The organism is Streptomyces sp. NPDC029152 (assembly GCF_055564355.1).
The window spans coordinates 255,666-277,846 of the sequence record NZ_JBVHWR010000001.1 but is presented as its reverse complement, the minus strand read 5'-3'; the positions used below and the strand labels follow the sequence as shown (position 1 = coordinate 277,846).

The following is a 22,181-nucleotide window of genomic DNA, read 5'->3' as shown; positions in this document are numbered from 1 at the left end:
GTACCGCTCGGTACGACTCTACTGGTGGGCCGGTACCGGTTCGGGTGCGGATTCGGGGGCGCGGCCGGCGAGGCGTTCGCGCCAGGCGGCCAGGACGGCCGCGTCGGTGGGCCGGGTCGCCAGGGAGACGACGACGTAGGCGGCCAGGGAGGCCAGCAGGCCGTAGTAGACGGGCTCGTTGGCGAGGATGCCGTAGCCGGCCATGAGGCCGACGACCGCGAGACCGCCGACCGCGACGGCGGCGAGGGCGCCCTGCGCGGTGCCGCGCTTCCACAGCAGCCCGCCGAGGATGGGCACGAGGAGGCCGCCGACGAGGAGGTTGTAGGCGACGGTGAGCGCCTCGACGACGTCGTTCAGGGCGATCGCGGTGCAGATCACGGCGATGCCCATGACGAGGATGAAGGCGCGGTTGCCCTTGACCTCGTCGTGCTCCTCGTCCGTGCCGCGCGTCGCACCGCGCAGCCGGGACCAGATGTCGTTGTTGGCGACGGTGGCGCAGGCGATGAGGGCGCCGGAGGAGGTGGACATCACCGCGGCCAGGGCGGCGGCCAGCACCAGGCCGCGCACCCCGACGGGGAGTTCGTCCTTGACGATGGTGGCGAAGGCGTCGTCGGCGCTGGCCAGGTTCGGGTAGAGGACCTTGGCGGCCGTGCCGATGACCGCGCCGGCGACGGCGTAGACCAGGCAGTAGGTGCCGGCCACGGTGCCGCCCCACTTGGCGGTGCGGTCGCTGCCCGCGGTGAAGACGCGCTGCCAGATGTCCTGCCCGATGAGCATGCCGAAGGTGTAGATCAGGACGTAGGTGAAGATCGTCTCGCCGCCGATGCCCAGCGGGTCGAAGTACGAGGTCGGCAGCTCGGCCTTCATCTCGCCGAAGCCGCCGGCCCTGATGACGGCGATGGGCAGCAGCAGGAGCAGCACGCCGATGGTCTTCACCACGAACTGCACCATGTCGGTGAGCGTGATGGACCACATGCCGCCGAGGGTGGAGTAGGCGACCACGATCGTGCCGCCCAGGACGATCGCGAGGGTGCGGTTCACGTCGAAGAGGACGTCGAAGATCGTGGCGTAGGCGATGGTGGAGGTCACCGCCAGCATCAGCGTGTACGCCCACATGACGACGCCGGAGATGACGCCCGCCCGGCCGCCGTAGCGCAGGTCCAGCATCTCGGAGACGGTGTAGACCCTCAGGCGGGCGATGCGGGCGGAGAAGAAGACCGACAGGGCGAGGATGCCGAGGCCGATGGTGACGACCATCCAGGCGCCGGAGAGCCCGTACTGGTAGCCGAGGCCGACGCCGCCGATGGTGGACGCGCCGCCGAGGACGATCGCCGCCATGGTGCCGGAGTACATCGCGGGGCCGAGACGGCGGCCGGCGACGAGGAACTCGCTCTTGGACTTGGCGCGGCGCATGCCCCACCAGCCCATGGCGAGCATGCCGGCGAGATAGACGACGATCACTGTGTAGTCGACGGCCATGGGAGGGCCTCCTTCGCGCACTCGTCGGTGGCGTGTCGTGCTGATGGGGAGGTGTCCGGACACACTGTCCGGCCGGCGCCTCGCGGGGACATCCGCCCGTACCCGCGGCAGCCGGTGCGACACCGGGGGGAATTCCGGTCCGGACTGACACTAGGTGGCCGAAAAGCACCTGCGAAGTGTACGTTCCATCCATTCGGACCCGCCGGAGTGGAGGTAACGTCCATGATGCAGGAGAGGGTCGCTCCTCCCACGCCCCCCGTGCCCCTCGCGGCCCTGCTGTCCCGCGAGGATCTCGCCCTGCGCCAGATCGCCGGGCCCCCGGCGGCGGAGGTGGCGGTCCACTGGGCACAGGCCTCCGAGATGGCCGACCCCTATCCGTACATGCTGGGCGGCGAGCTGCTGCTGACGGCCGGCGTGCACGTCCCCGCGGGGGCGGAGGCGGAGGGCCACTTCGACACCTACGTCGCCCGGGTCGTGGCGGCGGGCGGCGCCGCCCTCGGTTTCGGGGTGGCGCCGGTGCACGACACGGTGCCGCGGGCCCTGGTGGCGGCCTGCGAGGCGTACGGGCTGCCGCTGGTGGAGGTGCCGCCGCGGACGACGTTCTCCGCCGTGGCCCGCGCCGTGTGGCAGCTGATGGCGCGGGCGCGGCTGGCCGAGCTGCGGCGGGTGTCCGAGGCACAGCGGCAACTGGCCGCCGCGGCCTCCCGGCCGGACCCGGTGCCGTCGGTGCTGCGCCGGCTGGCCACGCGGCTCGACGGCCGGGCGGTGCTGTACGGACCGGAGGGCGCCGAGATCGCGGCGGCGGGACGGGAGCCGGCGGGCGAGGTGCGCGAGGCCCTGGTGAAGCTGGCCCGGTTCGTCACCAGCCGGGCCTCCACGACCGCCACCGACACGGTCGCCGGCACCCGTCTGGCGGCCTACGCCCTCGGCACCGGCGGGGGCTTCGTCCTCGGGGTGGCGGCCCCGCAGCGGGAGTCCGGGGACCACACCATCGCCTCGGTCGCCGCGGTGCTGCTCTCCCTGCTCACCGGGGAGCACCAGAGCGGCACGGGCGCGGCCCGCTCGTCCGCCCTGGTGCGGCTGCTGCTGGGCGCCCGCCCCGAGGAGGTCGCACCCCTTCTCGACGGCGACGGGGACACCCGCTGGCACGTCGTGCACGCCCGGCCGGACTGCGGCCCTCCCGACCCGGTGGCGGCCTCCGCCCTGGGCGCGTCCCTCGGCTCCCCGCTGGTCGACCCGGCCGGTGACGTCGTCCGGGTCCTGGTGCCGGCGGGCCCGGGGGGCCGGGGCGGGGCGGACCGGCCGAAGGGGGCGGAGCCGCGGGGCGGCACGGGTCCGGCGGCCGGGCCGGACGGGGCGGCCGGCGCCGGACCGGGGCCGCAGCGGGGCTGGACACTGGGCGTCAGCGCCGCCGTCGCCCCGGCCGAGTGGGCGACGGCCGACGCGCAGGCCGCGCGTGCGCTGGCCCGGGCACGGGCCACCCGGGTGCCGCTGGTGCGGCACGCCCCCCGGCCCGCCCTCGCCGACCTGGTCCCGGACGCCGAGGCCGAGGCGCACGCCCGCGCGCTCCTCGCGCCGGTCGCGGCCGTGCCGGCGCTGACGGAGACGCTGCGCGCCTGGCTCTCCCTGCACGGCAGCTGGGACCGCACCGCCGTCGCCCTGTCCGTGCACCGCAACACCGTCCGCCAGCGCATCGCCCGCTGCGCGGCCCTGCTGGACGCCGACCTCGACGACGCGGACGTACGGATGGAGCTGTGGTTCGCCCTGCGCAGGCTGTGATCCGGCGGGGCGGGTGACCCGCGTCCCAGCGGGCGGCACCCGGCAGACGCGGACAGGGGGCTGCTACACAATGGAGCCATGCCGATACCCGGGACACCCAGCCGCGCCGAACTCGTCGAACACCTCGTCAGAACCCGTATCGCGGGCGACGTCGCCACGCCCCGCGAGAACAACCTCTCCCACTACCGGAAGCTGGCGAACGGCGACCGCAACTACTGGCTCGGTCTGGAGCTGGGCGACCGCTGGACCGACGAGCAGGACGTGCTCGCGGTGATGGCGGAGCGGGTCGGCGTCAACGACGACCCGGAGTACCGGTACGGCCAGGACACCATCGACCCCGAGCTGACCGTGGCCGCGCTGGAGCGCATGGCCGGACGGCTGCGCAAGGCCGCGGACGGCGGGCAGCGGGTGCTGTTCGCCACCGGCCACCCGGGCGGCCTGCTCGACGTGCACCGCGCCACGGCCGCCGCGCTGCGCGCCGCCGGCTGCGAGGTCGTCGTGATCCCGGAGGGGCTGACGACGGAGGAGGGCTACGTCCAGCAGTTCGCGGACGTGGCGGTGCTGGAGCACGGTGCCTCGCTGTGGCACACGCACTCCGGGGAACCGATGAAGGCCGTCCTGACCGGCCTGGAGCGCGCGGGCCGCCCGCTGCCCGACCTGGTCGTCGCCGACCACGGCTGGGCCGGCGCCGCCGGCCAGTACGGCGTCGACTCCGTCGGGTACGCCGACTGCAACGACCCCGCCCTCTTCCTCGCCGAGTCCGAGGGCACCCTCCAGGTCGCGGTGCCGCTGGACGACCACGTGGTCAGTCCGCGCCACTACGACCCGATGACGGCGTACCTGCTGACGGAGGCGGGGCTGGAGGCGGGGCCCGCGTAAGGGGTCTTTCCGGGAGCGGCCGAGGACCGCGGTGTGCGGCTCCGTCGGTACGGAACCGCACACCGTGTCTCACTTCACCGACGGGTCAGCGACCGCCGCGCCCGCCGTCGTGGCCACCGCGGCCGTTGTCGTGGCCGCCGCGGCCGTTGTCGTGGCCACCGTGGCCGTTGTCGAAGCGGCCGTTGTCGTGGCCGCGGCCGTTGTCGAAGCGACCATTGTCGAAGCGGCCGTGGTCGTAGCGACCGTTGTCGAACCGGCCGTGGTCGTAACGGCCGTTGTCGTAACGGTCGTGACCGCGGTCGTAACGGCCCCAGTTGCAGTAGTCGTCGTTCCACCACCGGTTGTGGTGATCGTCGCAGTAGCGGCTGTAGGAGCCATGGCGGTCGTGGTGCGACGAGTCGTTCGCCGACGCGGTGCCCGCTGTGCCTATCGCGATGCCACCGGCCATCATCAGCCCGGCGGCCGACACCGCGAAGAGACGCCTTGCGCGCTGTGCTCGCATGAGATCTTCCCTTTCGTTCCACCGACTCCCGCGCATGTCGCGAAGCGACGACGGGAGCGGATGGCCGCCGCCGCGCGGAAGACGCGGCACGGTCGTGGGGTGTAACCGCACATTGGTGGACACGTACCCGACCTCCGACGCCGCCGAGTCGCCCGGAACGGTTCACGGGCGGGCACGTGGCCCTGGCTCGGAGGCACACGAGCCGGATCAGCCGGATAAGCCGTGTCTGCGGCTTTTCACTCTTAGAGCCTAGCCGCCCCTATGGCACACGTCACATCGAGGAGCCCATGGGGCACAAAATCACCAGGGGACCCGGACCAGACCCTCCTGGACCACCGAGACGGCCAGCCGCCCGTCCTGCGTGTAGATGCGGGCCTGGCCGAGGCCCCGGCCGCCGGACGCGGACGGCGACTGCTGGTCGTACAGCAGCCATTCGTCGGCGCGGAAGGGCCGGTGGAACCACATGGCGTGGTCCAGCGAGGCCCCGACGACGTCCCCGACGGCCCAGCCGCCCCGGCCGTGCGCGAGCAGCACCGAGTCGAGGAGGGTCATGTCGGAGACGTAGGTGGCGAGGACGACGTGGAGCAGCGGTTCGTCGACATCGCCGCCGAGCTTGCCGTTGGTGCGGAACCACACCTGGGAGTGCGGCTCGCGCGGCGCGCCGAAGTCCCCGAACGGCGGGTCGTCCACGTACCGCAGGTCGACGGCGGCCCGGGCCTCCAGGAACCGCTCCACGGTCTCGGCGGGCAGGTGCGGGTAGCTCCGCAGCCGCTCCTCGCCGGTGGGGAGGGCCGCCGGATCCGGGGCGGCCGGCATCGGGGCCTGGTGGTCCAGCCCCTCCTCGTACGTCTGGAAGGACGCCGACAGGCCGAAGATCGGCTTGCCGTGCTGGACGGCGACCACCCGGCGGGTGGTGAAGGAGCGGCCATCGCGCAGGCGGTCGACGTTGTAGACGATGGGCGCGCCGGGGTCGCCGGGACGCAGGAAGTACGCGTGCAGGGAGTGCGCGAACCGGTCCTCGGGGACCGTGCGCCCGGCGGCCACCAGGGCCTGGGCGGCCACCTGCCCGCCGAAGACCCGGGGGACGACGGCGGAGCGGGAGCGGCCGCGGTAGATGTCCTCCTCGATCCGCTCGAGGTCGAGCAGGTCGAGGAGGGACTGGAGTGCTTCGCTCATGTCCTGTGGTTACAGGCCCATGTTCTTCGCGATGATCGACTTCATGATCTCGCTGGTGCCGCCGTAGATGCGGTTGACGCGGTTGTCCGCGTACAGGCGGGCGATCGGGTACTCGTTCATGTAGCCGTAACCGCCGTGCAGCTGGAGGCAGCGGTCGATGACGCGGTGGGCGACCTCGGTGCAGAACAGCTTCGCGGAGGCGGCCTCGGCGGGGGTGAGCTCACCGGCGTCCAGGGCCTCGGTCGCGCGGTCGGCGACGGCCTCGGCGGCGTCCACCTCGGCCTGGCAGGCGGCCAGCTCGAACTTGGTGTTCTGGAAGTGGGCGACCGGCTTGCCGAAGACGGTGCGGTCCTGCACGTACTGCTTGGCGAAGCGGACGGCGGCCTTGGCCTGGGCGTAGGCGCCGAAGGCGATGCCCCAGCGCTCGGAGGCCAGGTTGTGGCCGAGGTAGGAGAAGCCCTTGTTCTCCTCGCCGAGCAGGTCCTCGACGGGCACCTTGACGTCGACGAACGCCAGCTCGGCGGTGTCGGAGGTGCGCAGGCCCAGCTTGTCGAGCTTGCGGCCGATCGAGTAGCCCTCGGACTTGGTGTCCACGGCGAACAGGGAGATGCCGAAGCGGCGGTCGTCCTCGCGCGGGGCCGAGGTGCGGGCGCAGACGATCACCTTGTCGGCGTGGACGCCGCCGGTGATGAAGGTCTTGGCGCCGTTGAGGACGTAGTGCGTGCCGTCCTCGGAGAGCTTGGCGGTGGTCTTCATGCCCGCGAGGTCGGAGCCGGTGCCCGGCTCGGTCATCGCGATGGCCCACATCTCCTCGCCGGTGACGAACTTCGGCAGGTAGCGCTTCTTCTGCTCGTCGGTGGCCAGCATCTTGATGTAGGGCAGGGCGAGCAGCACGTGCACGCCGGAGCCGCCGAACTGGACGCCCGCGCGGGCGGTCTCCTCGTAGAGGACGGCCTCGAACTTGTGGCTGTCCAGGCCCGCGCCGCCGTACTCCTCGGGCACGTTGATGCCGAAGACGCCTAGCTCGCCGAGCTTGTAGTAGAACTCGCGCGGCGCCTGGCCCGCGGCGAACCACTCGTCGTAGACGGGGACGACCTCGGCCTCGATGAAGGCGCGGAGGGTCTCCCGGAACGCCTCGTGGTCCTCGTTGAACACCGTACGGCGCACGGCGCCACCTCCAGGGTACGTGTCTAAGCGCTTGCTCAGACTTCACCGTACCGGTGGGTAGGGAGGGCGTCCAGAGAGGGGCGCGGGTAACCCTCGTCACTCCGCGGCAGGGCGGCGCCCCGTCGGCGACGCGGGCGGCGGCCCCGTCGCCGACGGGGCGCGGGCGGACCTCTCCCCCTATGCCCCTATGCCTCCCCCACCGCCGCGAACGCCCCCCGCGCCATCCGGTGCAGGAGGTCCGCCGTCACCGCGCGGCCCGGGAGCGATCCGGGCCGGCCCAGGTGCGGGGTGGAGTTCAGGAGGCCGAAGACCGAGTGGACCGCCGAGCGGGCGCTCGGTTCGGCCACGGCCGGGTACACCTCGCGGACCACCCCGACCCACAGCTCCACGTACTGCCGCTGCAGCTGCCGCACCATCTTGCGGTCGGCGTCCCGGAGGCGGTCCAGCTCGCGGTCGTGCAGGGTGATGAGCGGGCGGTCGTCGAGCGCGAAGTCGATGTGACCCTCGATGAGCGAGTCGAGGACCGCCTCGGGACCCGCGCCGGGGCCGGCCACCCCCTCGGCCTCCGCCAGCCGCCGCTTCGCCCCGGTCAGCAGCTGCCCGCTGATCCCGACCAGCAGCTCGGCGAGCATCGCGTCCTTGCCGGGGAAGTGCCGGTAGAGGCCGGGGCCGCTGATCCCGACCGCGGCGCCTATCTCGTCGACGCCGACGCCGTGGAAGCCGCGCTCGGCGAAGAGCCGGGCGGCCTCCTTGAGGATCTGCTCGCGGCGGGTGGGGGCGTCGGTTCTGGTGGCCATGGAACCGATTCTAGACAGGGAGGTTAGCGGTCGTTAACCTGAGGGAAATGCGTTAACGCTCATTAACTGGTCGACCACTGGGTGAGGGGACCGCAGGATGCACGAGGCACCGGAGCTGACGAGCGCGGCCGATCCCGCGTCGGAGGCCTTTCGGGCCAACGAGGAGGCGCACCGCGCCCTCGTTCAGGAGCTGCGCGCCAAGCTGGCGGCGGCCCGGCTCGGCGGCGGGGAGCGGGCCAGGGCCCGGCACACCGCGCGCGGCAAGCTGCTGCCGCGCGAGCGCGTGGACACGCTGCTGGACGCGGGCTCTCCGTTCCTGGAGCTGGCGCCGCTCGCGGCCGACGGACTGTACGACGGCCAGGCCCCCGCGGCCGGCGTCATCGCCGGGATCGGACGGGTCAGCGGCCGGGAGTGCGTGATCGTCGCCAACGACGCCACCGTCAAGGGCGGCACGTACTACCCGATGACCGTGAAGAAGCACCTGCGGGCGCAGGAGGTGGCGCTGGAGAACCGGCTGCCGTGCCTGTACCTCGTCGACTCCGGGGGCGCCTTCCTGCCGATGCAGGACGAGGTCTTCCCCGACCGCGAGCACTTCGGGCGGATCTTCTACAACCAGGCCCGGATGTCGGGCGCCGGCATCCCGCAGATCGCCGCCGTGCTCGGCTCCTGCACGGCGGGCGGGGCGTACGTCCCGGCCATGAGCGACGAGGCGGTGATCGTCCGCAACCAGGGCACGATCTTCCTGGGCGGCCCGCCGCTGGTGAAGGCGGCCACCGGCGAGGTGGTCACGGCGGAGGAGCTGGGCGGCGGCGAGGTCCACTCCCGCGTCTCGGGCGTGACCGACCACCTCGCCGAGGACGACGCGCACGCGCTGCGCATCGTGCGGAACATCGTCTCCACCCTCCCCGCGCGCGGGACGCCGCCCTGGGAGGTGCGGCCCGCCGTCGAGCCGAAGGCCGACCCGCAGGGTCTGTACGGCGTGGTGCCGGTCGACTCCCGCACGCCCTACGACGTCCGCGAGGTCATCGCGCGCGTGGTGGACGGCTCCCGGTTCGCCGAGTTCAAGTCGGAGTTCGGGCAGACCCTCGTCACCGGCTTCGCCCGCATCCACGGCCACCCGGTGGGGATCGTCGCCAACAACGGCATCCTGTTCGCCGAGTCGGCCCAGAAGGGCGCCCACTTCATCGAGCTGTGCGACCAGCGCGGCATCCCGCTGGTCTTCCTGCAGAACATCTCCGGCTTCATGGTCGGCAGGGACTACGAGGCGGGCGGCATCGCCAAGCACGGCGCCAAGATGGTGACGGCGGTGGCGTGCACGCGCGTGCCGAAGCTGACGGTCGTGGTCGGCGGGTCGTACGGCGCGGGGAACTACTCGATGTGCGGCCGGGCGTACTCGCCGCGCTTCCTGTGGATGTGGCCCAACGCCAAGATCTCCGTGATGGGCGGCGAGCAGGCCGCCTCCGTGCTGGCCACGGTCAAGCGGGACCAGCTGGAGGCGCGCGGGGAGGAATGGCCCGCCCAGGAGGAAGAGGCCTTCAAGGCGCCGATCCGCGCGCAGTACGAGCGGCAGGGGAACGCCTACTACGCGACCGCCCGCCTGTGGGACGACGGGGTCATCGAGCCCGCCGACACCCGGCGGGTGCTGGGTCTGGCCCTGACCGCGTGCGCCAACGCGCCACTGGGCGAGCCCCAGTTCGGCGTCTTCCGGATGTGAGGAGGGGACCCATGGGAAACGCACACGAGGCTCCACGCATGTTCGACACCGTGCTCGTCGCCAACCGGGGCGAGATCGCCGTCCGGGTCGTCCGGACGCTGCGCGCGCTGGGCGTGCGCTCGGTGGCGGTCTTCTCCGACGCCGACGCGGACGCCCGGCACGTGCGGGAGGCCGACACGGCGGTGCGGATCGGTCCGGCGCCGGCGGCGGAGAGCTATCTGTCGGTGGAGCGGCTGCTGGACGCGGCGGCCCGCACGGGGGCGCAGGCCGTGCACCCCGGGTACGGCTTCCTCGCGGAGAACGCCGGCTTCGCGCGGGCCTGCGAGGAGGCGGGGCTGGTCTTCATCGGTCCGTCCGCCGACGCCATCGCCCTGATGGGCGACAAGATCCGCGCCAAGGAGACGGTGAAGGCGGCCGGGGTGCCGGTGGTGCCCGGCTCCAGCGGCAGCGGCCTGACGGACGCGCAGCTCGCCGACGCGGCCCGCGGGATCGGGACGCCGGTGCTGCTGAAGCCGTCGGCCGGCGGTGGCGGCAAGGGCATGCGGCTGGTGCGGGACGAGGCTCTGCTCGCCGACGAGATCGCCGCCGCCCGGCGCGAGGCCCGCGCCTCCTTCGGCGACGACACCCTGCTGGTGGAGCGGTGGATCGACCGGCCCCGGCACATCGAGATCCAGGTCCTGGCCGACGGCCACGGGAACGTCGTGCACCTGGGCGAGCGCGAGTGCTCGCTCCAGCGCCGGCACCAGAAGATCATCGAGGAGGCGCCGAGCGTCCTGCTCGACGAGGCCACGCGGGCCGCGATGGGCGAGGCGGCCGTGCAGGCGGCGCGTTCCTGCGGCTACCGGGGCGCGGGCACGGTGGAGTTCATCGTGCCGGGCGGCGACCCGTCGCAGTACTACTTCATGGAGATGAACACCCGCCTCCAGGTGGAGCACCCGGTGACCGAACTGGTCACGGGGCTGGACCTGGTGGAGTGGCAGCTGCGGGTCGCGGCGGGCGAGCGGCTCGGGTTCGCGCAGGAGGACGTCCGGCTGACCGGGCACGCCGTCGAGGCCCGCCTCTGCGCCGAGGACCCGGCCCGCGGCTTCCTCCCCTCCGGCGGCACGGTGCTGCGGCTGCACGAACCGCAGGGCGACGGCGTGCGCACCGACTCCGGGCTCAGCGAGGGCACCGAGGTCGGCAGCCTCTACGACCCGATGCTGTCCAAGGTGATCGCGTACGGTCCCGACCGCGCCACAGCGCTGCGCAGGCTGCGGGCGGCCCTCGCGGACACGGTGACGCTCGGCGTGCAGACCAACGCCGGGTTCCTGCGCCGGCTGCTCGCGCACCCGGCGGTGGTGGCGGGCGAGCTGGACACCGGGCTGGTGGAGCGGGACGCGGACACGCTCGTCCCGGACGAGGTGCCGGCGGAGGTCTACGCGGCGGCGGCACTGCTGCGCCGGGCGGCGCTGACGCCGGCCGCGGACGCCACCGGCTGGTCGGACCCGTTCGGCGCCGGGGACGGCTGGCGCCTGGGCGGGGAGCGGGCCTGGACCGCGCACCACCTGCGGGTGCCGGGCCGGGACCCGGTCACCGTGCGGGTGCGCGCCACCCCGGACGGCGGGACCGAGCTGCTGCCGGAGGGCGCGGAGGAGCCCCTGTCCGCGTCCGCGGTCACCCGGTCGGACGACGGGCACCGGTACGCGTTCCGGCTCGACGGCGTCAGCCACACCTTCGCCGCGCTGCCGGACGGCACCTGGCTGGGCCGCGACGGCGACGCCTGGCAGGTGCGCGACCACGATCCGGTCGCCGCCTCGCTGTCCCGCGCCGCCCACGCGGGCGCCGACTCGCTCACCGCGCCCATGCCGGGCACGGTGACGGTGGTGAAGGTCGCCGTCGGCGACGAGGTGGCGGCCGGGCAGAGCCTGCTGGTGGTGGAGGCGATGAAGATGGAGCACGTCGTCTCCGCCCCGCACGCCGGCACCGTCACCGAGCTGGACGTGTCCCCCGGCACGACGGTCGCCATGGACCAGGTGCTGGCGGTCATCGCCCCGGCGGAGGAGGAGACGGCATGAGCACCCCGGAACTCGGCCTGCCCATGACCGTGCCCGCCGAGGGACTGCCCCCACGGGTCCGGATCCACGAGGTCGGCGCCCGGGACGGCCTGCAGAACGAGCGGGGGACCGTCCCGACGGAGGTGAAGGCGGAGTTCGTCCGCCGCCTGGCCGACGCGGGTCTGACCACCATCGAGGCGACCAGTTTCGTCCACCCCAGGTGGGTGCCCCAGCTGGCCGACGCCGAGCAGCTGTTCCCGGCGGTGGCCGGCCTGCCGGTCGACCTGCCGGTCCTGGTGCCGAACGAGCGCGGCCTGGACCGCGCGCTGGCGCTCGGCGCCCGGCGGGTCGCGGTCTTCGCCAGCGCCACGGAGTCCTTCGCGAAGGCCAACCTCAACCGCACCGTGGACGAGGCGCTGGCAATGTTCGAGCCGGTGGTGGGCCGGGCGAAGGACGCGGACGTCCACGTCCGGGGCTACCTGTCGATGTGCTTCGGCGACCCCTGGGAGGGCGCCGTGCCCGTCCCCCAGGTGGTGAAGGTCTGCCGGGCCCTGCTGGACATGGGCTGCGACGAGCTGAGCCTGGGCGACACGATCGGCGTGGCGACACCGGGTCACGTCGAGGCCCTGCTCCGCGCGCTCACCGGGGCCGGCGTCCCCGTCGGGGCGCTCGGCGTCCACTTCCACGACACCTACGGCCAGGCCCTGTCCAACACCCTGGCCGCGCTGCGGCTCGGCGTCACCACCGTCGACGCCTCCGCCGGCGGGCTGGGCGGCTGCCCGTACGCCAAGTCCGCCACCGGCAACCTCGCCACCGAAGACCTCGTGTGGATGCTGCGCGGCCTCGGCATCGACACCGGGGTCGACCTGGGCCGTCTCGTCGCCACGAGCACGTGGATGGCCTCCCGTCTGGGCCGGCCCAGTCCGTCCCGCACCGTACGAGCCCTCTCCCACCAGGAGCAGTGACAGCATGGACCACAAGCTCTCCCCCGAACTGGAAGAACTCCGCCGCACGGTCGAGGAGTTCGCCCACGACGTCGTGGCGCCCAAGATCGGCGACTTCTACGAGCGGCACGAGTTCCCGTACGAGATCGTCCGGGAGATGGGCCGCATGGGCCTGTTCGGCCTGCCGTTCCCGGAGGAGTACGGCGGCATGGGCGGCGACTACCTGGCCCTGGGCATCGCCCTGGAGGAACTGGCCCGGGTCGACTCGTCGGTGGCCATCACGCTGGAGGCCGGTGTCTCGCTGGGCGCGATGCCGATCCACCTGTTCGGCACCGAGGAGCAGAAGCGCCGGTGGCTTCCGAAGCTGTGCTCGGGCGAGATCCTCGGCGCCTTCGGCCTGACCGAACCCGACGGCGGCTCGGACGCGGGCGCGACGCGGACGACGGCGCGGCTGGACGAGGCCACGGACGAGTGGGTGATCAACGGCGCCAAGTGCTTCATCACCAACTCGGGCACGGACATCACGGGCCTGGTGACCGTCACGGCGGTCACGGGCCGCAAGCCCGACGGCCGCCCGCTCATCTCCGCGATCATCGTCCCGTCCGGCACCCCGGGCTTCACGGTGGCCGCCCCGTACTCGAAGGTCGGCTGGAACGCCTCCGACACCCGCGAGCTGTCCTTCACCGACGTCCGGGTGCCGGCGGGGAACCTGCTGGGCGAACCGGGGCGCGGCTACGCCCAGTTCCTGCGCATCCTGGACGAGGGCCGCATCGCCATCGCCGCGCTGGGCACCGGGCTGGCGCAGGGCTGCGTGGACGAGTCGGTGAAGTACGCCAAGGAGCGGCACGCCTTCGGCAAGCCGATCGGCGCGAACCAGGCGATCCAGTTCAAGATCGCCGACATGGAGATGAAGGCCCACACGGCCCGCCTCGCCTGGCGGGACGCGGCCTCCCGGCTGGTGACGGGCGAGCCGTTCAAGAAGGAGGCGGCGCTGGCGAAGCTGTACTCGTCCACGGTCGCGGTGGACAACGCCCGGGACGCCACCCAGATCCACGGCGGCTACGGCTTCATGAACGAGTACCCGGTGGCCCGCATGTGGCGCGACTCCAAGATCCTGGAGATCGGCGAGGGCACGAGCGAGGTCCAGCGGATGCTGATCGCCCGGGAGCTGGGCCTCGTGAGCTGAGGCACCGGCCGCCCGGCCCCTGACGGACACGGACACCGGCCCCGCGCCCTTCGGCGCGGGGCCGGTCGGCGTGCGGGACGTCCGCGCACGGAGGGGCCGCCGCTCCGGGGCGCGGCCGGGGGCGGAATCCGGCCGGGCGGCTCAGGCCGCGACCGACGGCCTGGCGCCGAGGCGCCGCTCCCCGCCCCCCGGGACGTCGAACAGTCCCAGTTCCTGCGCCCTGGCCCCCAGGGCGACCCGTCCCGGCACCTCCCAGCGTCTCATCAACTGCTGCACGCGCCGCTGCACGGTCCGGTGGCCGAGCCCCAGCCGGCGGCCTATCGCCGCGTCCCCGAGCCCCTGGTACAGCAGGTGCACGATCTCGCGTTCCGTCTGACTCAGCGTCAGCGTTCTGGTCACCAATACCCCCCACGAAGCGGAACCGGAGTCACCTCTTAGGCAGCTTTCACGGCACCCTAAGCTCTTGATCATCTGGAGGAACGAGCCGTCATCGCACAAAGCGGTCACACCGGCCTCGCCGAAGCTGGCGCGAATACGCCAAACCTCACGGGAGGCGAACGTTTTCATCACGTCAGCGTCGCAGTGCCTCCACCGGTTCGATCCGCGCCGCCCTGACCGACGGGTAGAGACCGGCCAGCAGACCGGTGACCAGACCCACGAGCGGTGCCGCCGTGACGGTCTCCGGGGGGATGACGGGAGTCCACTCCCGGAACACGGCGACGACCACCACGGTGACCGTGCCGAGCGCGGCCCCCATCAGCCCGCCCAGCGTCCCGATCGCGCCCGACTCGGCGAGGAACTGCCCGGCGACATGACGGCCGCGCGCCCCGAGCGCCCGGCGCAGACCGATCTCCCCGGTGCGCTCCAGCACGGCCACCAGTGTGGTGTTGGCGATGCCCACCGCGCCGATGACCAGGCAGACGGAGGCGAGCAGCAGGAACAGCTGCTGGAGGTCGGAACCGACCGAGGACCGCAGCTGCTCGGGGTCGGGCGGCGCGATCGCGCGGAAGTACTCGGGATGGTCGGGGCGCAGCGCCAGGGCCGCCTCCCCCGCGACCTGCTGGGCCGCGCCGACCCGGGTGGAGACCAGCATCCTGGGCTCCGACGCGGACTCCGTCCCCCAGACGCGTTCCGCGGCCGTCCGGGGGACGACCACGGAGAGCAGGAGGTCCGCCTTGCGCCGCACGTCGCCGACGATCCCCACCACGGTGAAGGGCTCTCCGCCGATGAAGACGGCGGGGAGGGTCTCCAGGGTGGTGATGCCCAGCCGTGCCGCCACCCCCTCGCCGATGACGGCCACGGGCGCCGCGGTCCGCTCGGCGAACTCGTCGTAGAGCCTGCCCTGCACCAGGGTCGGCTCGGCCGCCTCCAGGACGCCGGGAGAGGCGGCCACGACCTTGCCGCGGGACGCGGAGTCCGCGGACGCCGCCTGCGGGGAGGCCGTCACCGCGACGCCGTCCGGCAACCGGACGGTGAAGTACACGCCGGCGTGCCTCACCCCGTTGAGCCGCTCGACACGGGCGTCCGCGTCGCCGGGGAACGCCACGTCCACGAACTCGTCCTGCTGCCGGGCGTTGTCCTCGACGGTCACCTCCGTCGCGCTGAGTTCGTTGAAGCGGTTGTCGATCTGGGAGGAGGCGGTGGCCGTCAGTCCGAGCACCGCCACGAAGCTCCCCACTCCCAGCACGGTGCCGACGGCGGTCAGCAGGGACCGTGCCGGCCGTTGCAGGATGCCCGCCGCCGCCTCGGCGCACAGGTCCCGCACGCGCAGCGTGGAAGGCGCGACGCCGGTGACGCGGCGCCCCGCCGGCCCGAACCCGGTCATCGGGCCCCCTGCCGGGCCGCGGCGGGCGCCGGCTCGTCCAGCACGCCGTCCCGGATGGTGATGCGGCGCGAGCCGAGGGCCGCGACGGCCGCGTCGTGAGTGATGATCACCAATGTCATTCCCTGGTCGTTCAGATCGCCCAGCAGCGCGAGGACCGCGTCGGCCGTCGCGCTGTCGAGGTTCCCCGTCGGTTCGTCGCACAGGAGCAGCGCCGGACGGACGGCCAGCGCCCGCGCGATCGCCACCCTCTGCCGTTCACCGCCGGAGAGCCGGCTCGGCAGGGCGGTGAGGCGGTGGCCGAGACCGACGGCGTGCAGCGCGGCACGGGCCCTCTCGGTGCGTTCCCCGCGCGGCACGCCCGCGTACACCATGCCCAGTTCCACGTTCTCCTGTGCCGTCCGGTGCGGCATCAGGTGGAAGGACTGGAAGACGAAGCCGATCCGGCGCCCCCGTACGGCGGTCCGCTCCGCGTCGGAGAGGCCGCCGACGTCGACGCCGTCGAGCAGGTACCGCCCCTCGGTCGCGGTGTCGAGCAGCCCGGCGATGTTGAGGAACGTCGACTTGCCCGAGCCGGACGGCCCCGCGACGGTGACGAACTCCCCCCGCCGGATCGTCAGGTCGGCGGGGCGCAGGGCCGTCACGGGCGGCGGGCCCTGGTAGGTCCGGGCGACCCCCCGGAACTCCAGTACCGACGCGGTCTCCGGGACGGTCTCCGGGACGGTCTCCGGGACGGTCCGCTCCCGGGCGGCGGACCGCGTCCGCGGCACGAGCCGCCTCACCGGGTGCCGCCGGGGTCGCTGCTCCCCGTCCCGGTCGCACCGCTGCCGCGCAGTCCGATGACGACCCGGTCTCCCCGCTCCAGCCCGGTCCGGCCGCCGGCCGGGACGACCTCGACGAAGCCGTCCCCCTGGGTCCCGGTGCGCACCTCGACCCGCCGTCGGGTGCCGTCGGTCTCCAGCACCGTCACCGACGTCCTGCTGTCGGCGCCCGCGGACACCGCCGTGAGCGGGACCACCAGGGCCTTGCCCTGGGTCGAGGCGGACTCGACGGTCAGCCTGACGTCCTGCCCGGCCGACCCGGCCCCGAGCCCCCCGTCCGGCTCGACCACCAGTCGGTAGGAACCGGCCACGGGCCCGTCACCGGGGGCCGCGCCCTCCCCCTCCCCCTGCTTCCCGGTCTCGGGGACGTCGGCGACGGAGGCCACCTCGGCCGCCGTCTCCTTTCCGGTCAGCTCGGAGAGGATCCGGACCTTCTGCCCCACCCTCACCAGATGCCGCTGGTACTCCTGCAGGTGTCCCTGAACCACCGGCTCACCGGCGGAGAGCTGCAGCACGGTGCCGGAGACCCGCGTGCCGACACTCCCGGTGACCGATCCCACCAGGGCGGGCAGACCCTGCACGAAGACCACCTCGTCCGCGGGAAGCATCGGCCCCGACTCCGCCTCGGCGTCGGCGAGTTCGTCCTTCGCGGTGACGAGGTCCTCACCGGCCCGCCGGCGCGCGACGCCCGGGTCCGTGCCCTGCTCCCGGCCGGCCGGCCCACCGGCGCCGGCCCGGCCGGCGTCCTGCAGGGCCCGCTCGGCGGCCCGTACCGCTTCCCTCGCCTTCCTCAGCCGCTCCCCGCCGTCGGCCTCGGCCTGCCGGGGCTCGTACCCGATGGACGCGTAGAACTCGGTCAGCGCCGCCTTGGTGCCGGCGCCGAAGACGTCCCGTGCGTCGGTGCCGGTGCCGTGGCCGAGGCCGCGCAGCGCGGCCTGCAGCTGGGCCACGTCCCGGCCCTCGGCACCGGGCTTGAGGTCCCGGTACATGGGGGTGTTGCCCGGGAGCGCGAACACGGGCCGGCCCGACACCTCCAGCACCACCTTCCCGGCCTCGACCCGGTCCCCCGCCTCGACCGGCAGGCGGGTGATCACGGGCTCCCCGGTCCCCTCGCCCGCGCCCCGCGGCGCCACGTCGATCGTCTGGCCGGCCCGTACCGTGCCGCGCAGCACCACGGACTCCTTCAGCACCCGGTACTCCACCGCGGCGGTGAGCACATCGGCCTCGGGCGGTGCGGTCTCCGCCGCGACCTGCGCCGGGGAGCGGATGAACTGGGCGGCGACGAGACCCGCCGCCGTGCACAGCACCGACGTCGCGGCCATGGCCACCAGCCACCCCCTGCGTCCGGCCGGGCCGCCCCGTGCGGGCCCTCCGCCCGCCGACAGTTCGACATCCCGCAGCTCCTGCGGGCCGGTCGTCTCACTCGTCTCACTCATCCGGCGTCCGTTCCTCAGGAACCCGACCCGGAGGTGCGGGCCGCGGTCTTCAGGGCTTCGTCGAGCACGCGTCCGGCCTCCTTGAGTTCCTGGACGTGTTCCTCGGCCGCCTGCCGCTGCAGGGCGGACTCCTCGTCGAACCACACCTCGGCCACCTTGTGCTCGGCCCGGCAGTCCAGGTCCGCCAGTGCGGTGGCGATCTCCCGCGCCCCGGCCCGCGGCGCGCCGAAGGCCGGATCGTCGGGGGCGTCCAAGGGCTTGTCGTAGGCGTATCCGCGCTTCGCCATGCACTGTGACCAGGAGCGGAACACGGCGCGCACGGGCTCGGCCTGCTGAGCCCTCACGTACGCCTGGTTGGCCAGGTCCATCGCGAGGGTGGAGACCGGTGAGGCGGTGCCGTAGATCCTGCCGTGGGCCTCGCCCGCACAGCCGTCCTCCGGTGCCCCGCCGGCGGCTGCACCGTCCTTCCGGCCGGTCATGACGGCTTCCTCGGCCGGGCTCAGCTCGCTCGCGGCCATCAGGCGCCGGGTCTCCTTCTGGTAGGCGCTCATGTCACCCGCGGGCTTGTAGCCGTACGTCGCCGCGACCTTCCGGTCGTGGATGCCGTAGCGGAGGTCGGTCAGCGTGTCCGGGCCGAAGTCCGGGAGCGGTTCGGCCGGCCGGTAGGTGAAGCCGTACCTCTTCATGCAGTCCGCCTTCGCGTCCTCGACCGCCGCGAAGAGCAGGTCCTCCTGCTCCGGATCCGGCATGTAGGCCTGCAGGGGGAGGACCCAGGTGGCCGGGTTCCGCGGATCCGCCGACCGGCCCTGCCCGGAACCGGCTCCGGCCGGGGACGTCTGCGTTCCCTGTCCGCACCCCGCCGCGGCCAGCGTCAGGCCGATCACCGCGGCGAGGGCCAGGACGGGGCGCGCCCGCAGGAGCGCGCCCCTCGCCCGGTCGTTCCTCAGCACCACTGGAACGAGGCGTTCTGGTTGTACGTGTTGACCAGGTTCCTGCTCACCGGAGTGGGGGTCGCCGGCTGGAGGGCGTCCTTGGCCCCGTTGAACCAGCTGTTGTAGTAGACGCAGGCCCCGTACGACGTGTGCCGGTTGTGGGCGGACGCGGCGTTGTTCTTGACCCGCTGCCCGGCGCCGGCGCCGGTGCCGGAGCAGAACGTGAGGGCGACCGGATCCGAGGCGACCAGCGGCACGGAGTCGAAGTTGCCCACCGCGTACCCGAAGTCGCGGTAGGCGCCCGCGGTGTTGGAGTTGTAGTACAGCTTGAACTTGAAACCGGTGTCGTAGGACTGGCAGGCCAGGAGCACGTTCGAGTCGTCGGCGGACGACGCCTGTGCGGGGGAGGCCGTGACCATCATGAGGCCGGCGGCCGCCACGGCCGAGACCGAGGCCGACAGTGTCTTGACAAGCGCGTTCATGGAGTTTCCTTTCAGCACCACTGGAACGAGGCGTTCTGGTTGTACGTGTTGACCAGGTTCCTGCTCACCGGAGTGGGGGTCGCCGGCTGGAGGGCGTCCTTGGCCCCGTTGAACCAGCTGTTGTAGTAGACGCAGGCCCCGTACGACGTGTGCCGGTTGTGGGCGGACGCGGCGTTGTTCTTGACGTTCTGGAGATATCCGGCGGCCCCGGACTTGCAGAACTTCATCGGCTTGTACCCCTGGCCGGTGTAAACGGAGTCGAAGTTTCCGACCGCGTAACCGAAGTCAGCGTACGAGCCTGCGGTGTTGGAGTTGTAGTACAGCAGGAACTTGAAATTGTTGTACGACTGGCAGGACAACCAGTAGTTGTCGAAGTCGGTCTGGTCACTCGCTTCCGCCGAAGGCGCGGCAGCGAACAGCAGGAGTCCGGCGACCGCCGCGGCCGAGGCCGAGGCCGACATTCTCCTGGCAAGGGTATGCACGGCTTTTCCTTTCAGCGTCACTGGGCGGCACCGAAATCCTCGGATGCGGCGGCAGGACACACTCGGCCGTCGATGCTGACATGCGCCCCGGCCGCTTCCAACGCTTGTGGCGTCATTGCGCCAATGCCGTCCGCACCGTCCCGTCGCAGGTGGCGAGGGTGGCGTAATAACGCCTCACCATTCACACTCTTTGCCCGGTTGACCAGGAAACGACGCCTGTCATCCCGGCACCGGAATCTCTAACGTTGCCCTGTTGACCGGCGCTTGCCGCGACCTTCCTCACAGTGAAAGAGAGCCGTCCATGGCCGACGAGATGGTGCTCCGTGCCCAGCGGTTCATCAATACGACCTACCCCAACATGCTGGGCATTTCTCCATTGGAGGAGAATGGCCAGACGAGCTGGACCGTGATGTACGCGCTCACGCGCGCCCTCCAGCTCGAACTGGGCATCAGCTCGCTGTCCAACAATTTCGGTCCGACCACCCTGAGCGCCCTGCAGTCGAAATACCCGGTACTGAACGACAGCACCGTACCGTCCGCCAATTTCGCCCGGATCATCCAGTCCGCCCTCTACTGCAAGGGTTACGACGGCGGCGAGATCGACGGCAAGTACAACGACCGGGTCGCCGCGTCGGTGAGCCGGATGATGAGCGACATGGGCGTCTCGGCGGCGTTCCCGGACTCCGGCAGCCTCTACCCCAAGGTGGTCAAGGGGCTGCTCAACATGGACCCCTATGTCACGGTGAACAACGGCAGTTCGAAGATCCGCGAGATCCAGCAGTGGCTGAACGGCCGTTACATCGGCCGCCAGGACTTCTTCATCGTGCCGTGCGACGGTCACCACTCCCGGACCGTGGCCTCGTCCATGCTGTACGCCATCCAGTACGAGATCGGCATGGCCGACGGCGTCGCCAACGGCAATTTCGGTCCGGGGACCAAGACGGGTCTGGCGGAGCACACGCTCTCCGAGGGATCCGCCGGCACCTGGGCACAGCTGTACAGCGCCGCGCTGATCCTCAACCAGCGTTCGGCGACCCCGTTCACCTCCGTCTTCACCAGCACGGTCGCGAGCGAGACCGCCGCGTTCCAGGAGTTCGTGAAGCTCCCGGTCACCGGCAGGGGCGACTACCCCACCTGGGCGTCGCTCCTGGTGTCGTACGGTGACCAGAACCGCAGGGGCACGGCCTGCGACGGCGTCACGAAGATCACCCCGGCCCGCGCGGCGACCCTCAGGGCCGAGGGCATCAAGTACGTCGGCCGCTACCTGATCAACCCCACGGGCGGCGCCCCCCTGGAGAAGGAGATCCAGCCCGGCGAGCTCCAGACCCTCGCCGACAACGGGCTCCGCTGCTTCCCGATCTGGCAGACCTACGGCCGGGACGCCGACGGGTTCAACTACCCCGCCGGGAACGCGGACGGCCTCGCCGCCGTCGCCGCCGCCCAGCGCCACGGCTTCAAGACGGGTGCCCGCATCTTCTTCGCGGTCGACTTCGACGCCTACGACTACGAGGTGACCGACAGCATCCTGCCCTACTTCAAGGGTGTCGAGGACGCCATGGCGCTGTCCGGCAACCCCTACCGGGTCGGCGTCTACGGGCCGCGCAACGTGTGCATCCGGGTGTCCGAGGCGGGACACGCCACGGCGAGCTTCGTCTCCGACATGTCCAGCGGCTTCTCCGGCAACTACGGCTACCCGCTGCCGGCGAACTGGGCCTACGACCAGGTCGTCACCCGGACCGTCGGCTCGGGCGACGGCGCCGTCAACATCGACCACAACATCGCCTCGGGCCGTGACACCGGCGAGGGCTCCTTCAATCCCTCGCGCCTGGACGACGCCCCCGACGTCGCGTTCGACTTCGCGTCCTACTACCAGGCCATGCACGCCGACATCAGCACGTACATGAAGTCGATCGGCTTCCCGGACTCGGACTCCAGCCGCATCTTCACGCACACCGAGTGCCTCGAGACGATCATGGCCCACGACGACCTGATCACGTCCCTGTCGAAGACCTACAATATGCGCAAGGCGCTGATCCAGACCTCGGCCTACTGGGAGATGCGCCACTACGACGTGGTCGACCTGGGCGTGGACGCCGCCGTCACCTACTACCACACCGGAGTCGGGGGCAGCGGCATATCCCCCGTCCGCGACTCCTCCACCGGCATCGCGCAGATCAGCGGCGACGTCGGCATCCGGGCCTGGAACTACTGCATCGGCAAGGGCCTGGCCACCGGCACCGTCCTCGACCCGGCCAAGGACGCCGACATCTGGACGATGTGGCACAAGGTCAACCAGGACAACGCCTACTCGGTCAGGACCGTGTCCCTCATCCACCTGTGGGACGCGGGCGGCAAGCCCGGCGGCAACAATGGGCCCAGCGGCGAGACCGTGCTGCGCACCATGAGGCTGGACTACACCCAGAAGGAGATCTTCGAGGTCCTGCGCCGCTACCAGGGCTGGGGCGACGAGGCCGAGGCGCACGCCACCAAGCGCATGGCGCTCTACCAGCTCTTCGAGAAGTACGACGGGCTCTCCCGCATGTACTAGGA

19 protein-coding genes are annotated in these 22,181 nt (G+C 72.2%); 7 read left to right on the top strand and 12 right to left on the bottom strand.

Annotated features, from left to right (window positions below):
- Positions 1-18 precede the first annotated feature (18 nt).
- Positions 19-1,479, bottom strand: a complete 1,461-nt coding sequence (locus tag ACZ4V6_RS01215) for a sodium:solute symporter family protein (RefSeq protein ID WP_467821674.1) — start codon at positions 1,477-1,479, stop codon at positions 19-21.
- Between the two features lie 225 nt (positions 1,480-1,704).
- Between ACZ4V6_RS01215 and ACZ4V6_RS01210 the strand changes: the two genes are divergently transcribed.
- A complete protein-coding gene (locus ACZ4V6_RS01210; protein WP_467822208.1) occupies positions 1,705-3,258 on the top strand; it encodes a PucR family transcriptional regulator ligand-binding domain-containing protein in 1,554 nt (517 codons plus the stop codon).
- A 78-nt stretch (positions 3,259-3,336) separates the two neighbouring features.
- A complete protein-coding gene (locus tag ACZ4V6_RS01205; protein WP_467821673.1) occupies positions 3,337-4,137 on the top strand; it encodes a phosphatase in 801 nt (266 codons plus the stop codon).
- 85 nt (positions 4,138-4,222) lie between these two features.
- Here ACZ4V6_RS01205 and ACZ4V6_RS01200 read toward each other — a convergent pair whose 3' ends face one another.
- The 4 genes from ACZ4V6_RS01200 to ACZ4V6_RS01185 form a co-directional block, all read right to left on the bottom strand.
- Complete coding sequence (locus ACZ4V6_RS01200) at positions 4,223-4,639, bottom strand: hypothetical protein (protein ID WP_467821672.1); 417 nt, start codon at positions 4,637-4,639, stop codon at positions 4,223-4,225.
- 300 nt (positions 4,640-4,939) lie between these two features.
- Positions 4,940-5,815 carry an acyl-CoA thioesterase gene (locus ACZ4V6_RS01195; RefSeq protein WP_467821671.1) on the bottom strand — a complete coding sequence of 292 codons (876 nt, stop codon included), beginning with the start codon at positions 5,813-5,815 and terminating at the stop codon, positions 4,940-4,942.
- A gap of 9 nt (positions 5,816-5,824) precedes the next feature.
- Positions 5,825-6,982: an acyl-CoA dehydrogenase family protein gene (locus ACZ4V6_RS01190; protein WP_467821670.1), complete on the bottom strand. Its 1,158-nt coding sequence runs from the start codon at positions 6,980-6,982 to the stop codon at positions 5,825-5,827.
- Positions 6,983-7,167: 185 nt separating this feature from the next.
- A complete protein-coding gene (locus ACZ4V6_RS01185; protein ID WP_467821669.1) occupies positions 7,168-7,779 on the bottom strand; it encodes an SACE_7040 family transcriptional regulator in 612 nt (203 codons plus the stop codon).
- Between the two features lie 97 nt (positions 7,780-7,876).
- Between ACZ4V6_RS01185 and ACZ4V6_RS01180 the strand changes: the two genes are divergently transcribed.
- From ACZ4V6_RS01180 to ACZ4V6_RS01165, 4 genes are read left to right on the top strand one after another with little or no spacing between them, the layout of a single operon-like run.
- Complete coding sequence (locus tag ACZ4V6_RS01180; protein ID WP_467821668.1) at positions 7,877-9,493, top strand: carboxyl transferase domain-containing protein; 1,617 nt, start codon at positions 7,877-7,879, stop codon at positions 9,491-9,493.
- 38 nt (positions 9,494-9,531) lie between these two features.
- Complete coding sequence (locus ACZ4V6_RS01175; RefSeq protein WP_467822206.1) at positions 9,532-11,547, top strand: acetyl/propionyl/methylcrotonyl-CoA carboxylase subunit alpha; 2,016 nt, start codon at positions 9,532-9,534, stop codon at positions 11,545-11,547.
- Entirely contained in the window at positions 11,544-12,491 is a 948-nt protein-coding gene (locus ACZ4V6_RS01170) for a hydroxymethylglutaryl-CoA lyase (RefSeq protein ID WP_467821667.1), read from the top strand. Before ACZ4V6_RS01175 ends, ACZ4V6_RS01170 begins: the two co-directional genes overlap by 4 nt.
- 4 nt (positions 12,492-12,495) lie before the next feature.
- Positions 12,496-13,656 carry an acyl-CoA dehydrogenase family protein gene (locus ACZ4V6_RS01165; RefSeq protein WP_467821666.1) on the top strand — a complete coding sequence of 387 codons (1,161 nt, stop codon included), beginning with the start codon at positions 12,496-12,498 and terminating at the stop codon, positions 13,654-13,656.
- A 141-nt stretch (positions 13,657-13,797) separates the two neighbouring features.
- On the opposite strand, the gene ACZ4V6_RS01160 is transcribed toward ACZ4V6_RS01165, so the two are convergent.
- The 7 genes from ACZ4V6_RS01160 to ACZ4V6_RS01130 all read right to left on the bottom strand — a co-directional run bounded on the left by ACZ4V6_RS01160 (position 13,798) and on the right by ACZ4V6_RS01130 (position 19,631).
- Entirely contained in the window at positions 13,798-14,055 is a 258-nt protein-coding gene (locus tag ACZ4V6_RS01160; RefSeq protein WP_467821665.1) for a response regulator transcription factor, read from the bottom strand.
- A 172-nt stretch (positions 14,056-14,227) separates the two neighbouring features.
- On the bottom strand, positions 14,228-15,481 hold the full coding sequence (locus ACZ4V6_RS01155; RefSeq protein ID WP_467821664.1) for an ABC transporter permease: 1,254 nt from the start codon (positions 15,479-15,481) through the stop codon (positions 14,228-14,230).
- Complete coding sequence (locus ACZ4V6_RS01150) at positions 15,478-16,167, bottom strand: ABC transporter ATP-binding protein (RefSeq protein WP_467822205.1); 690 nt, start codon at positions 16,165-16,167, stop codon at positions 15,478-15,480. Before ACZ4V6_RS01150 ends, ACZ4V6_RS01155 begins: the two co-directional genes overlap by 4 nt.
- Positions 16,168-16,256: 89 nt before the next feature.
- Entirely contained in the window at positions 16,257-17,735 is a 1,479-nt protein-coding gene (locus ACZ4V6_RS01145) for a permuted SH3 domain-containing protein (protein ID WP_467821663.1), read from the bottom strand.
- A gap of 14 nt (positions 17,736-17,749) precedes the next feature.
- Positions 17,750-18,685 carry a hypothetical protein gene (locus tag ACZ4V6_RS01140; RefSeq protein WP_467821662.1) on the bottom strand — a complete coding sequence of 312 codons (936 nt, stop codon included), beginning with the start codon at positions 18,683-18,685 and terminating at the stop codon, positions 17,750-17,752.
- Entirely contained in the window at positions 18,679-19,149 is a 471-nt protein-coding gene (locus ACZ4V6_RS01135; RefSeq protein WP_467821661.1) for a hypothetical protein, read from the bottom strand. Before ACZ4V6_RS01135 ends, ACZ4V6_RS01140 begins: the two co-directional genes overlap by 7 nt.
- Positions 19,150-19,160: 11 nt before the next feature.
- Positions 19,161-19,631 carry a hypothetical protein gene (locus ACZ4V6_RS01130; protein WP_467821660.1) on the bottom strand — a complete coding sequence of 157 codons (471 nt, stop codon included), beginning with the start codon at positions 19,629-19,631 and terminating at the stop codon, positions 19,161-19,163.
- A 301-nt stretch (positions 19,632-19,932) separates the two neighbouring features.
- On the opposite strand from ACZ4V6_RS01130, the gene ACZ4V6_RS01125 reads away from it, so the two are divergent.
- Entirely contained in the window at positions 19,933-22,179 is a 2,247-nt protein-coding gene (locus ACZ4V6_RS01125) for a glycoside hydrolase domain-containing protein (protein ID WP_467821659.1), read from the top strand.
- Positions 22,180-22,181: the final 2 nt, after the last annotated feature.